At 38.6% G+C, this 14954-nt stretch carries 10 protein-coding genes; 7 read left to right on the top strand and 3 right to left on the bottom strand.

The features are described from left to right. The first annotated feature begins 235 nt into the window (after nucleotides 1-235). Complete coding sequence (locus M3M39_RS00660) at nucleotides 236-5956, top strand: glycoside hydrolase family 70 protein (protein WP_252797321.1); 5721 nt, start codon at nucleotides 236-238, stop codon at nucleotides 5954-5956. Nucleotides 5957-6030: 74 nt separating this feature from the next. Here the strand turns inward: M3M39_RS00660 and M3M39_RS00655 are convergent, their stop codons facing one another. The 3 genes from M3M39_RS00655 to M3M39_RS00645 all read right to left on the bottom strand — a co-directional run bounded on the left by M3M39_RS00655 (nucleotide 6031) and on the right by M3M39_RS00645 (nucleotide 9439). Continuing rightward, the gene (locus M3M39_RS00655; protein ID WP_274705487.1) at nucleotides 6031-6267 is read right to left on the bottom strand and encodes a transposase; all 237 of its coding nucleotides are present in this window, start codon (nucleotides 6265-6267) and stop codon (nucleotides 6031-6033) included. Between the two features lie 412 nt (nucleotides 6268-6679). Beyond that, entirely contained in the window at nucleotides 6680-8380 is a 1701-nt protein-coding gene (locus M3M39_RS00650) for a YfhO family protein (RefSeq protein ID WP_252797320.1), read from the bottom strand. A gap of 39 nt (nucleotides 8381-8419) precedes the next feature. Then, complete coding sequence (locus M3M39_RS00645) at nucleotides 8420-9439, bottom strand: acyltransferase (protein WP_252797319.1); 1020 nt, start codon at nucleotides 9437-9439, stop codon at nucleotides 8420-8422. 171 nt (nucleotides 9440-9610) lie between these two features. On the opposite strand from M3M39_RS00645, the gene M3M39_RS00640 reads away from it, so the two are divergent. From M3M39_RS00640 to M3M39_RS00615, 6 genes are all read left to right on the top strand, one after another. Next, the gene (locus tag M3M39_RS00640; RefSeq protein ID WP_252797318.1) at nucleotides 9611-10609 is read left to right on the top strand and encodes an NAD(P)-dependent oxidoreductase; all 999 of its coding nucleotides are present in this window, start codon (nucleotides 9611-9613) and stop codon (nucleotides 10607-10609) included. A 13-nt stretch (nucleotides 10610-10622) separates the two neighbouring features. Further along, a complete protein-coding gene (locus tag M3M39_RS00635; RefSeq protein ID WP_252797317.1) occupies nucleotides 10623-11615 on the top strand; it encodes an NAD(P)-dependent oxidoreductase in 993 nt (330 codons plus the stop codon). Between the two features lie 11 nt (nucleotides 11616-11626). Beyond that, a complete protein-coding gene (locus M3M39_RS00630; protein WP_252797316.1) occupies nucleotides 11627-12232 on the top strand; it encodes a nitroreductase family protein in 606 nt (201 codons plus the stop codon). Between the two features lie 22 nt (nucleotides 12233-12254). After that, a complete protein-coding gene (locus M3M39_RS00625) occupies nucleotides 12255-12470 on the top strand; it encodes a hypothetical protein (protein ID WP_252797315.1) in 216 nt (71 codons plus the stop codon). A gap of 82 nt (nucleotides 12471-12552) precedes the next feature. Beyond that, nucleotides 12553-14355 (top strand): MFS transporter, encoded by a 1803-nt coding sequence (locus tag M3M39_RS00620; protein ID WP_252797314.1) that lies wholly within the window; start codon nucleotides 12553-12555, stop codon nucleotides 14353-14355. A gap of 58 nt (nucleotides 14356-14413) precedes the next feature. Beyond that, a complete protein-coding gene (locus M3M39_RS00615; protein ID WP_252797313.1) occupies nucleotides 14414-14929 on the top strand; it encodes a methylated-DNA--[protein]-cysteine S-methyltransferase in 516 nt (171 codons plus the stop codon). The last annotated feature ends 25 nt before the right edge of the window (nucleotides 14930-14954 follow it).

Below are 14954 nucleotides of genomic sequence, written 5' to 3'. Positions count from 1 at the left end.
TTTAGTTAAAAGACCTGATTCCAATTTAAGTTGGAATTAGGTCTTTTTTTATCTAATTATTTATAAATTAAATAATAATAGCTTTACAATTGTAAGTAACCATTTAACAATTAAACTTTACAATTATGTTACATTTGTAACAGATGTAATTTTTTAAGATATAATAAACAAGACTTTAATTAATAAGAAATCATTAAATTTTTAAAATGATTTTATAAATAAAGGAGCTATGTAATTGAGACCAGGCCAGGAAATTAAAGAACATTATAAAATGTACAAAAAGGGAAAGCAGTGGGTATATGCTTGTTTAACAGTTGCAACTGTGGCGTTGGGATTGGTGGGAATATTACCTAGTATGACTACTCATGCCGATGATCAGATTAATTCTGTAAATCAAACCAGCACGGCTGTTCAGTCTCCAAATAATTCTACTGATAATAATCAATCTAAATCTAATCAGCAGTTAGCTGTTAAAGAAATTAATGATAATGATTCTGTTCAATCATCACAAAAGAGTGATGATAACCAACAGCAATCTCAAATTACTCAAACGGTCAACACAACTTCTAATAGTACGGAAATTAAATACCAACCGATTTCTACGGGACAAAAATCAGATTCTAATCAAACTGACAATTCTGACAAATCAAGTAATGATAATCATTCTGATGTTTTTGAAAAGAATGATAGTCAAAATAAATCCCAATCTGATGATAGTGGTATAAATAATTCAACTAATGATTCTAATCAAACGCAACAAGCTGATTCTAATCATCAGAACAATCTAGATAAAAACCAAGCTACTGACCATAATAAAGATTCCGAAAAGGTCGTTAGTGATGACGGATCTCAAAAAATTACTAGTAAACCGGCAGAAATTACTAATCAACCCAATCCATCAACCGAAAATAATGACAATCAAGAGAAACAAAATTCTACTCCAGCTTTATTTACTAATTTAAATGCGACAAATCAGAATGAGGTTAAGTATGATGATCCTCATATTCACCAAATTGATGGTAAGACATATTTTTATGATGATTATGGTCAATTACGGAAGAACTTTACAGTCGTTATTGGCGGGCAAACTTTGTGGTTTAATGATACGACTGGTGAATTAACCACCCCAACTGATCAATTTAAAACTGGATTAACAACAATTGGAAATGAACATAATGTTGCTTATTCTAAGGATGCCAAGAATTTTGATAATGTCGATGGATTTTTAACTGCTAATTCATGGTATCGACCTAAAGATATTTATGAAAATGGGGAACAATGGGTTCCTTCTACTGATTCTGATCGTCGACCATTGTTAATGGCTTGGTGGCCTGATAAAGACACGCAAGTGGCATATTTACAAAATATGCAAGCTGCTGGGTTATTACCAAATGTTAAATTTGATTTTGCTAAAGCTGATCAAAAATTATTAAATATTATGGCACTAACTGTGCAAAAGAACATTGAAAAAAGAATTACAGCTTCAGGAAATGTTGATTGGTTACGTGAGGATATTACACATTTTGTCAATTCTCAACCTGCTTGGAATATTAAGAGTGAGTTTAGAAGTGATGATCATCTTCAGGGAGGAGCACTGTCTTACGTCAATAATAAATTGACTCCTAATGCTAACTCTGATTACCGATTAATCAATCGCAATCCTGTTAACCAGGAAGGACAACAGAAAAAGGTTACGGATGGTTATGAATTACTGTTAGCCAATGATATTGATAACTCTAATCCAGCAGTTCAAGCAGAACAATTGAATTGGCTGTACTATATGATGAATTTAGGAACCATCATTGCGAATGATCCTGATGCTCACTTTGATGGATATCGAGTTGATGCAGTTGATAACGTAGATGCTGATTTATTAAAAATTGCTGGCGATTACTTTAAAGCTGCGTATGGAATTAATAAAAATGATAAAAATGCCAATCAGCATTTATCAATTTTGGAAGACTGGAGTTTTGCTGATCCAGACTACGTTGCTAAGCATGGCAATACGCAGTTAACGATGGACTTTTTAGGGCACCTTGGGATTATTTATGGGTTAACAACTCCTTCGGAGAATAGAAGTAAACTTGAACCATTAATGACGACTAGTTTAAATAACCGTGAGGGTGAAAACTCTAGTGAGAACAAGGCTCACCCTAACTATAACTTTATTCGTGCTCATGATTCTTTAGTACAAGAAGTAATTGGAAAAATCATTACTGATCAAATTAATCCAGATGCAGATGGATTGAATCCTACTCCAGATGAAATTAAAAAAGCCTTTGAGATTTATAATGATGATTTAAATAGTGTTAATAAAAAGTATGCTCTATATAATGTTCCTGCTGCTTATGCCATGTTACTAACGAATAAGGACTCTGTTCCGCGAATTTATTACGGAGACTTATTCATGGACAATGGACAATATATGGGACAGCATAGTCCATATTATGATGCTTTAGTTAATCTGTTACGTTCCAGAATTAAATATGTAGCTGGTGGCCAGAACATGAATGTTCAATATGTTAATGGTAATCAGTCAATGGGACCTAATGATTATCGGGGAGTTCTAACCTCAGTTCGTTACGGAAAAGGGGCAATGACTGCCAATGATTTGGGAGACCAAAATACTAGAACTGAAGGAATGGCAGTGGTTCTCAGTAACAATAAGAATCTTAAGCTGAGTGATACAGATAAGATTGTAATTAATATGGGGGCTGCACACCGAAACCAGCAGTATCGTGCGGTTTTACTGTCAACCAATAATGGTTTAAAAAGTTATGATAGTGACGCTGGAGCACCAACCCTTTGGACCAATGATCAAGGCCAATTAATTTTAGATGGTAATTACGTTTATGGGGTTAGTGATGTTCAAGTATCTGGAGCATTATCAGTATGGGTTCCAGTTGGTGCGCCAAATAATCAAGATGCAAGAACTGAAAGTAGCACTGCTGATTCTACGGATGGAAATGTTTATCATTCTAATGCGGCATTAGATTCACAAATGATTTTTGAAGGTTTCTCTAATTTCTTAGATATGCCCACCACTACTGATCAGTATGCCAACGTTAAAATTGCGCAAAATGCTGATTTCTTCCAAAGTATTGGAATTACTAGTTTTGAGCTAGCACCACAATATCGACCAAGTACGGATAGTAGTTTTGTTGATTCCGTAGTTAAAAATGGATACTCGTTTACTGATCGCTATGATGTTGGTTTTGGGGCACCGACCAAGTATGGAACTGCCCAACAGTTATTAGATTGTTTGAAGGCATTGCATGCTCATGGGATGCAGGCAATTGATGATTGGGTTCCAGACCAACTCTATAATTTACCAGGTGAAGAAGTGGTAGCGGCTAAACGAGTGGATAAATCTGGGAATCCAGTGAAGAACTCTGATTTAGATGGAAGCACTCTTTATGATTCTCACACAGTTGGTGGAGGAGAATATCAAAAGATATACGGTGGTGCATTCTTAGATAAATTAAAAGAGATGTATCCTTGGATCTTTGAAGCTAAACAAGTATCTAATGGTCAACCAATGAATCCTGATGAAAAGATTAAGGAATGGTCTGCTAAATATTTTAATGGGACTAACATTCAGGGCCGTGGTGCTTGGTATGTTTTAAAAGACTGGGGTTCGAATCGCTACTTTACTGTAAATGATAGTCAAGTGTTTCTACCAAAAGAATTATTAGAAGGTAGTGCTGAAACTGGATTCGTTAAGAATGGGGACAATACCCAGTATTATTCTACAAGTGGGTATCAGGCTAAAAGCTCTTTTGTTCCGTACGCTTCTAACTGGTATTACTTCGATGAAAACGGCAATATGGTGACTGGTGAGCGTGAAATTAATGGTGAAACTTATTTCTTCTTACCTAATGGGGTAGAGCTACGTGATGCTTATATGTATTCTAACAATCAAATGCACTACTTTAATTTGGTTGGAAAAGAAGATGAATTACCGAAAGTAGGGACTGTAAACTTTTATTTCCATGATGAAAATGGAAATCCAATTGAAACCAATGATGGTCACGACCACTTTACATGGCAATACCTTGCTGGGACTGACTGGGATTATACCAAGTGGGTTCCACAGATTAACGGTTATCGCTATGATCATGCTGATCAATATGAAGGTGGAAAGGTTACCCATACCTTGTCAGGTAAATATCCACTGTATGGTGTGATTAATGTGTACTTAACGTACGTTAAAAATCAGCCTGGTGTAGTTCGGTTTCATTTCCAAGATGAAAATGGGAATGAGCTCCGGACTAACGATGGTCATGATTCCTTTACTTGGAATGGTGAAGTAGGACAACCATGGGATTATACAAAATGGGTTCCAGAAATTGATGGTTATCGTTATGACCATACTTCTCAAGAGAATCCAACGTATCAAAATAACGAATTATATGGTAATTACCCAGCAGAAGGACCAACAGATGTTTACTTAACGTACCATAAGCAAGGAGAAGTTAATTTTTACTTCCATGATGAAAATGGAAATCCATTGCAAACTAATGATGGTCATGATCACTTTACTTGGATTTATGATGTTAGTACGCCGTGGAATTACAAGAATTGGATTCCTGCAATTAGTGGTTACTGGTACTCACATGCTGATCAATATAATCCAACGTATCAAAACCATGAATTGTACGGAAACTATCCAGCAGTTGGTCCCACTAACGTTTACTTAACTTATGCTAGAAATATACCTGGAATAGTTCGGTTCCACTTCCATGATCAAGATGGGAATGAAATTAAAACTAACGACGGTCAGAATGAATTTGTTTGGCAAGGAAATATAGCTACACCGTGGGATTACCGGAGATGGATTCCAGAAATTAACGGTTATCGTTATGATCATGCTGATCAATACAATCCAACTTACCAAAACCATGAATTGTATGGAAATTATCCAGCTGTAGGTCCCACTGATGTTTATCTGACTTATCGTAAGACTGGAACGGTTAACTTCTATTTCCATGATGAGAATGGAAATCCGTTGCAAACTAATGATGGTCATGATCATTTTGCTTGGAATTATGACATTGGCACTCCATGGGACTACAAAAACTGGATTCCAGAAATTAATGGCTATCGCTATGATCATGCTGATCAATACAACCCAACGTATCAAAATCATGAACTGTATGGAAATTATCCAGCTGTAGGTCCCACTAACGTTTACTTAACTTATGCTAGAAATGTACCTGGAATAGTTCGGTTCCACTTCCATGATCAAGATGGGAATGAAATTAAGACTAACGATGGTAAGAGTGAATTTGTTTGGCAGGGCGATGTGTCAACTCCATGGGATTATCATAACTGGATTCCAGAAATTAATGGTTATCGTTATGATCATGCCGATCAATATAATCCAACGTATCAAAATCATGAACTATCTGGAAATTATCCAGCTGTAGGTCCCACTGATGTTTATCTGACTTATCATAAAACTGGGACGGTTAACTTCTACTTCCATGATGAAAATGGGAAGCAATTGCAAACCAATGATGGTCATGATCATTTTGCTTGGAATTATGATGTGGGGACTCCTTGGAACTATACAAAGTGGATTCCAGAAATTAACGGATATCAATATGACCACGCTGATCAAGACAACCCAACGTATCAAAATCATGAACTGTATGGAAATTATCCAGCGGTAGGCCCAACTAATGTTTATTTAACTTATGCGCCAGCGGGAGTTGTTAAAGTTTATTTCCATGATGAAAATGGAAATGAAATTGCACAACCAAAGAAGTTAACCGGTAAAGTTGGGACTAAATGGGATTATACAAAACAAATTCCAGAAATTGATGGATATCAATATAGTCATGCTGATCAAGATAATCCTACGTATCGAAATCATGAATTGTACGGAAATTATCCGGAAGTAAGTCCTACTAATTTGTATCTGACTTATGAGATGGATAAAAAAACTAAATAATAAACAAGGCTGTCATTTTTGGCTCTTTGTCAAATGGTACTGATGAGTAGATCATTTAATAAATGAGTCTGACACTAGGCGATGGAATCCTTAATCGATTCTGTCGCTTTTTGTTTATAATTTTTTGAGAAATAGTTGTTTGAAAATGAGATGAGAATTCTAAGTCTGAAATTCTTGAAACTACGATGACCATCAGCGGTTCTATTTATGACTTTGATTTTGTTATTAATTCCTTCTAAAGGACCATTACTGAAGGAATAAGTAAAGCTATTTTTGATTTCTTCTTGATGACAATAAAATTTAAGCCCCAAAGACCTGCGGGTGCCAAGTGTTGAACCTTTTTAAAGCCATTCTTATTCAAGTAATGTCCACAGTTTTTGCACTTTGATTTATAAGTTAAAATAAAGTGCCAATAATTTTTAGTGATGCCATCTTCTTTAACAATTGTTCTGGATTTCATGGTATCATCAACAATTATATTAGGGTCTGTGAGGCCTAATATAATTGTTGATTGTTATTTCATTCATAACAATTAACTCCTTTTAGGGGTTGGGAACATATCGGGGATCGTCCGATATGTTCTTTTTTTATTTTCACTAAGTATACAAAAAAGGTACTGACCACATTCACTTAGTGAATGTCATCAGTACCAAAAATTGTAGAGCCATTAAAATTTTAATTTTAACCTATGGGGGTACAGGTCAACGCCACGGATAGCTTTTGCTATCTTTCAAATTTCCAATTATAAATAAATTTGAAGAGAATAAATATCCAAGTGAAAATACTGATCCAAATTGCAACAACTTTAATTAAGGGATCTTGGTATTTCACGGTTATTTTATTAACTCCCTTTTGAATTGGAACCACGATGGCTCTATTTTGATTTGTTCTAACTTTTACGACTCTATTATTTACAGTGGTTTGAAATCCAGGGTAATAAATAGTCGGAATAACTATTTTTGAATAAGATTTAGAACTATTGATTGTATAGATAAGTTCATTTGGTTTTGTCTGATAATTCTTTTGTTTAATTTTTTTACCGGGATTTAGTTTTGCGGTAGCGTGATCCTCTAATTTGGGTTGAATCTTAACCGCTTGGGGAGGCAAGTAGTCTAACGTATTCCATTTTGTGGCGACCCGTTTGAATTGTTTTTGAGAAAGATTATTTAAGCCACCGTGCTTTAAAAATTCTGCTCCAGAATAGAAAGAGCAAATTCCTAAAAATAAAAATAAGCTGATAGTTAGTTTTTGATAATTTTTTTGATTAAGAAGAGAAGACGAATCTAATTCAAGATTTGCAAAGGATTTTGCTCCAATTAGAGCAATTAAGAAACTTACAATCATCATGAAGCGAATCGGGAATTGAATGAATTTTAGTAAGTTTTGGAATAAATCCCAAGGGAAGAGATTGGTACAAAGAAGACTGAATAATCCTAATCCAATTGTTAAATATTTAAAGAAAAAATTTAACTTTTTCCAATTGAAAGCAATTACCAGTAACGTAATTAAACTGGTGATTCCAATTCCACTTGATTCCGTCCAATTAGGCTGAGTGTGAATTGCGTAAATATTACTAAAGAAGAAATTAGAAAGAGAAATGGTAAACTTGCTTAGTTGCAGGATTGCGACCGTGATGTCACCGTTATAGTGCATATTAACTGCTAGTGGAATGAGAAAAAATGATCCCATCAGAATAGTAGTGATTGTTGCATAAATAAATTTCAAGAATCGTTTTCCTTTTTCCTTCCATGATTGATGGGGATTAATTAATAAAAATAGAAGAAGAAAGGCAACAAAAAATGAAACTATTAATAATGACAGAATATGCGTCATGGCAATTCCAAACATACCCAAGCTAAGCCAAATCCATTTGTTTTGCTTTTTTAAAATGATCTGATAAAGTCCCCAAAAGACCATTGGCAGAAACATTAATCCAATTACTTGGGCAAGATCTTCATTATTATAGGACCAGAGAAATACGAATCCAGAAAAACCATAAATTAAAGCACCTAATGCTGAAGCAAATACCGGGAATTTTAGCTTTAATCCTAGGATGTACATTGAAATAAAAATCAAAAATATGACTAGAGCCATGAATAAAAGATAGGCTAACCAAGGATTAGGGATAATTAAATGAATAAGTGCTTCAGGTAAGAACGTAAAAATCGGATAAAAAAGATTATTGGGATATCCAAAGGAACCAAAGCTCCTCGTACTGATTGCAGGAACAATCTGATTCCAATTTCCGTTTTTTAAATTTAAGTAACTCTCCTGAACACTCGTTAAATGAAATTGTAAATCAAATTGATTATAAACAATTCCACCGTGGAGCAACGGAAGAATCATTAATAATGATATGAAAGCAAAACCGATGACAATTATTTCTTGCAGATGGTCTTTAAAAACACGTTGTAATTTTAGCATTGATTTTTCCTTTATATTAATTATTTTATATTTACTTTTTTATGGTAGGATGCTTTTAATTATTTTAACTTTTCTAATCATAAATAGGAATACACACCCAATCAAGTAGGTAACGATTGGCATAATCCAAACGTAAAGGAAACTAGTGGGGTGCGGATTAAATAAGATTTCAAAAATTTTAAAAAATAAGGGATGAAGAATGTAAATTCCCAAGCTAGTTGAAGCAGCGCTAGCAAATAGCTTTGCATGATGATAGAAAAAGTTTGTGACTTCACTACTTTTTTTAATTAAAAGGTATAGAGCGGTGGAATAAAAGAAGAGTAAAGCACCACCAATTGCCAAATTATCGAGTTTAAAAAGACACAGCAATAATGATATAAATAAGGAAACGACTCCCAAGCTAATCATAATTTTTTGTGCCTTGTCGGAAAAATAATTGCTTTTAATGAGATAACCCATAATAAAAAAACCGACAAATTCAGAAGCAATGGGATTAATCTGTAGTCCAGTTGTTCCGCCAATGATTGGAAGATTGAGGGCATGAGCATAGTACAAGTAAACGTAATTCCCGATAAAATTTAAACCGACTAAATAGAAGAGGAGATCTTTATTTTTATTAGCTAGGACTGCCAATATTGGAGTAAGTAGATAAAGAAGAATGACAGCGTAGAAGAACCAAAAAATATTATTGATGTTGTTGTTCAAAAAGCTGTAGATAAAATCTGTGATCCCAGGGTGCGGGTGAGCGATTGGACCGGGAAAAGCAGTGAATCTAATGTCATACAAATAGTAAAGCAGGCTCCAAATTATTAGTGGAACGCCAACTCTTTTAATTCGTTTAACTAAAAAGGTTTTAGTCGAATATTTAGTTCTATAATTTAGAAGTGTAGCTCCAGAATTCATAAAAAAGAGATAGACGGCAGGGACAAAAATAGCTTGAATGATGTTATTTTTTAAAACTAGTCCGTTTTTAGAGATATATTGCGAGGAATGTAGCATTAGAACTGCGAAGATGGCAAAAATATTAACTAAATCGATATAGATGATTCGCTTATGCATAAACTAAGCACCTTTCTTAAGACTTTATTAACACCATTTCTAAGTATGACATTGATTTGGTCAAATTTCACTGCTTTTCAAATCTAAATTATAGAGTTTTCCTAATTTCTTGCCATCTAAATTCGAAGTACCTTATAATTAGAAGTAGACGACCCAACGAGGAGAATGAATATGTTTAAAATAACTGTGTATAACGTACGTGAGGTGGAAACCCCACTGTTTGAGAAGTTGAACAAAGATAATTATGAGCTGACTTTAGTTGCAGAACGGATGACGCTTGATAACGTGGACCGTGCGGACGGAGCCGATGCTATTTTAATCACGGCCTTTGATGACTGTGATGAAGAAGTAATTGAAAAATTAGCTGGTTACGGCGTTAAGTACATTTACACTCGAGTGGTGGGAATTAACAACATTAACGTGAAAGCAGCCCGGAACCTAGGGATTCAAGTGGCAAATGTTCCAAACTACTCACCACGGGCTGTGGCTGAATTGTCACTGAGTTTAGGGTTAACCCTCTTCCGGAATGTTTCTCAAGCGACTGCTAACACCCATGCCGGTGATTTTCGCTTGCTACCCACTTATTACGCTAACGAAATTCACAGCGCTACGGTTGGAATCATTGGAGCTGGTAAGATTGGGATGACCGAAGCTAAGCTGTACAAGGCTTTAGGAGCTAAGGTATTGGCGTTCAAACGGAAACCAGATCCAAACAATGATGTGGTTGAATTTACGGATATGGATACTTTGCTGCATAAGTCAGACATCGTTTCACTGCACATTCCGTACATTCCTGGTCAAACTGGTAATCTCATTGGTGATGCAGAACTTGATAAAATGAAGGATGATGCCATTTTGGTTAACACCGCACGGGGCCAAGTGGTTGATAACCAAGCGGTAGCTGATGCAATCCGAAGCAACAAAATCGGTGGTTATGGAACCGATGTGATCTTGGATGAAGACGCCATCATTGGCAAACAGTTTGACTCCCTCGATGATTTACCGAGCCCAATTAACATTGAATTAATGAAAAACTACCCGAACGTGCTGGTAACCCCGCACATGGGCTTCTTTACGGAACCAGCGGTAGAAGACATGATTCGGATTAGCTTTGAGAACTTTGCCAACACGTTGGAAAAGGGCACTCCATTGTACCCAATCAACGAGTAGGAAGGAATTAAAGATGGCTAAAATTACGGTGTATAACGTCCGTGAGTTTGAAAAACCAATGTACGAAGACTTAAATCACGGTCGCTTCGACTTAAACTTACTAACAGAACCACTAACAGAAGCAAACGTAGATACGGCTGAAGGCTCGATTGGAGTTCTGATTGATGGGACGACCATTGCTAACGCTGACTTATTGGCAGCGCTGAAAGGGCTGGACGTTAAGTATTGCTTTACTCGGTTTGTGGGTTACAACAACATTGATCTAGACGCTGCGAGCGCTAGAGACATCATGGTGGCCCGGGTACCTAGTTATTCGCCATACTCTGTGGCTGAATTGGCTTTGACGATGGGCTTGGACCTGATTCGCCACGTGCCAGAAGCAGCTGATAACACCAATCAGGGAAACTTCATTTTGCAACAGGATTACTTTGCCAATGAAATTGATCATTTGACGGTTGGAATCATTGGTGTTGGTCACATGGGAGCAGCGGAAGCCGAACTGTGGCATAATCTAGGAGCTCATGTGGTTGGTTACCAACGTCACCCGGATGATAATCCCAACGTTGACTTTGTTTCGTTAAATGAATTACTGATGCAATCAGACGTTGTCTCACTTCACGTTCCCTACTTCCCAGGTGAAAATGATCTCATGATTGGGGCCATTGAAATTGGAAACATGAAGAACAGTGCCGTATTGGTTAATACGGCGCGCGGAGAATTAGTGGATACGGATGCCGTTTCAGATGCACTTGTCGACGGAAATTTAGCTGGCTATGCTGCTGACGTGATTCCGAACGAAATGGCCATTGATGGGAAGCAATTCGATAGCTTAGACGACATTCCCAATCCAGAGTTATTGAGTTTGATGAAGCACTACCCCAACGTTATTATTACTCCTCACATGGGTTATGATACCCAACCGGCTACTCAGGATATGATTCGGGTGAGCTTCCAAAACTTTCAGGATGCCATTGAAAAAGGCGAAACCGAAAACCAAATTAAATAGGAGGAGCTACTTTGGATACCCAATTACTAGATTTGATGAAACACCGGCGCACCATTTATAACCTAGGTCGCAACGTTCAGATTCCAGAACCAGAACTAACGGAATACATTAAAGCGGTGATTCGCCACACACCATCGGCTTTTAACAGCCAACCAGTGCGGGCTGTCATCCTGTTTAACGAACACCACGAAAAGTTGTGGGATATCGTTGAGACTGCTTTAGAAGAAAAGGTCGCTCCAGACGCTTTCTTACGGACCAAAGCAAAGATTAGTAGTTTTAGAAATGCCTTTGGTTCGATTCTCTTCTTTACCGACATGAAGGTGGTTCAGTCTTACGCCGATAACGAGAAACTGGCTACTTACCAATACCAAGAATACAACTGGTCTGAAGAAGCACAGGGGAACGCTCAGTTTGCCGTGTGGACCGGGCTTGAGGAAAATGGGTTAGGGGTTAACATTCAACATTATGATCCGCTAATTAACAGTGCTGTAGCGGCTGAATTTAAGTTGCCTGCTAGTTGGCAATTGCGGGCCGAAATGAACTTTGGTTCCGTAGAAAAGCCGGCTGCCGACAAGGACTTCATGGATGACGATCAACGCTTTAAAGTCTTTCAGTAATGCTTGAAGGAGATGGTTTGCGATGAAGCAAGATGAAATTGATCAGCGTTTAATCAAGCTCCGCCGGATTGCTAATTGGACAATTACCCCGTTATGTTTGGCGCTCATCGTGGTGTACTTTGTCCAAAAAGCGGTGACGCCTTTGGTAATTATTCTTGCCATTTTGGTGGTCTGTGCGTACATTCCGTATGGATTGGTAACGCTTTATTACGTGTGGAAACGCCGCAAACAAGCATAAATGGGCATCCCTCTTTCATCGTGGTGAGGGGTGCTTTTTTGGTGTAAAATGGAAAAGTTAAAAAGAAAAGGAGGCATCACTGGTGCAAAAATTTCGGGCGTGGGGATCGGCAGTTCTGTTAATTGGACTTGCGTCGGCATTAATTATGTTGATGCAGTGGAAATTACACACGGTGATTCTCGGCTACGACACTTTTTTTCACTTTAATCGCATTTATGATGCAGCAGAACAGTTACGGACGGGCCATTTTAATTACTTCATGAGTAACTTTGGCTACCAGCGTTCGGGCCAGATGATTAACGCGCTATATGGACCTTATTTTGCGTATCTCTTAGGAGTCTTTTTGTGGTTAACCGGAAGCTGGTTTAGTTTTCAAATGCTGACCGGGGGCTTGATTTTAGTGGGAGCGGGTCTTAGTGCCTGGATCCTGTTTCGCCGGTTACAGATTCATCCGGTCCTAGCGGTTTTAGGAGCGGTTATTTACTTAGCCCAGAATTTTATTACTTACTGGATTACCAGTTCCGCATTTTTAGATTGGGGCGCGATGCTGTTGCCTTTTGCCGTTTTGGCGGGACTAAGTTTGATAAAGGGGGAACCACGTCAGATTCACTGGGGGCTTGGCCTCATTATGTCGATTCTGATTGAGGTGCACACGTTGAGTGCAGTGATGACCTGTTGTTTGCTGTTACCATTCTTTTTAGTGGGGTGGAAGCAGGCAGCATCTAAAGGGAAGTACCTCGGCCGCGTAGCCTTGAACGTACTGTTGGCGGTAGTGCTGACGGCTAACTACACGGTAACTTTCTTGAACGTCGTGTTGCAAAATCGGTTGGTGTCACCGTTTGCCGTTAAGAGTTTACGGACTGGTGCTATGCACTTGATGAGTCCGAACTGGTTACAGGCGGATGTAGGGATTGTGTTCATCGTAATCTTAGGATTACAACTTTTGTTGGTATTCCTGGTTCGACCACTGCACCGGTTAAACTACTTTCTAACCGGCGTGGGACTGGTCTTCTTTTGGTTATCCTCGACCCTGTTTCCGTGGCGGTTGATGCAACGAGTTTTTCCGTTTTTGCAACACTTTTTGCAGTTTCCCTCACGCTTCTTTTCATTTGCAGCGCTCCTATTATTAGCTAGTGTGCTCATGTCTTTGACCCAGGTGTTACAAACTCCGCGTTGGCACTGGAGCTTTGAATCCATCTTTGCCTTAGTCGGATTATTGGCCGTAACGGCGGTGATGTTGGGGATGCGCAACGTTAAGATTCAAGCCGATAATGATTGGGAAAAGGGGAATCGTCCGCCCCAGGTGGGAGTTTATACCCCAGTTAAACATCGGTACGATTACTACCAACAAGGCACGACACAGAAGCAGTTAAAAACAGACTTTATGAGTGCCGATTTAGAAAAACCACTACTGGATGAACGGCGTGGAATCACTGATTATCTGCCAAACTATAGTGGTCGAATGAACGTGAAACGATTGCAACCACAGTATCAGACCCAAATTATGCGACGTAATCGTTTTGTGAAGAAACGGGTCGATGGTTCTGGACAGATGCATGTGACCTGGAACAGTAAGCAGAATGGGTTAGTGACGGTGCCCGTGGTGGCTTACCACGATACCACGGTCCGCTTGAACGGCCAGTTACTCCACCGGGGCCAGCAAGCAGATATTCATCATTATCAAGTTACTGACATTGGGAGTATTCAGGTCCAACCACGGAGGGGAGTGAACCACGTACTGGTAGCTTATCGAGCCCCCTTATGGGTTAAAGTGGCTATTTTTGGTTCACTTACGGCCTGGGCCGGATTATTGGTCTGGGGACTAGGGCTCGTTATCAGCAAATGGTGGCGCCGCGCTAGGGAGCGGAAAGCAGCTAGGCGGTAGCTAGAAAGTGTGCTAAAATAACAGTCACATTAATTGGAACGAAATGAGGAGTTAGCGGATGCAACGGCTATACTGGGATGCGATTAACATTAACGGTCAGAAGGTCTTTTACACGGTGACCGATGCCGGTTTAAACTTCGTCAGCTCGCCAGAGCACGGAGTCTCACAGGTGCTACGGTTTTATCCGCAGGCATTTGAGTATGTTCACGATCACCAGCAGACCGACCACTACCGCAAGGCGTTGAAACGCTATCTAAAAGGCAAGAGTGACCACTTTGGTTTTACCTTGGATTACTTTGTCAACGGGACTCCTCAGGAAGAAGAGGTCTGGCAGCTCGTTCGAGCAATTCCATACGGAAAAACTCTGACGTTGGCTGAAATTGCAGATCAATTACGCTTAGAACCACAGGTGGTGCAAGCAGCCTTGCAAAACTGTCCGATGTGGCTGGTAATTCCGCTCCACCGGGTGGTCGAACGCGGCGACGATCGTGGGTACCGCACCGATGCTTCGATGCGCATTTACCTACGTAATCTGGAACAAAGTCCAAAATCAGAGTTACGGGAGTTACTATAAACTCACAGACTAACTTTGAGAGGAT

It is taken from the genome of Fructilactobacillus hinvesii, from assembly GCF_024029435.1.
In the GTDB taxonomy this organism is placed as follows: domain Bacteria; phylum Bacillota; class Bacilli; order Lactobacillales; family Lactobacillaceae; genus Fructilactobacillus; species Fructilactobacillus hinvesii.
Note: the sequence above shows the minus strand (reverse complement) of the source record. Positions and strands in the feature narration are given on the sequence as shown.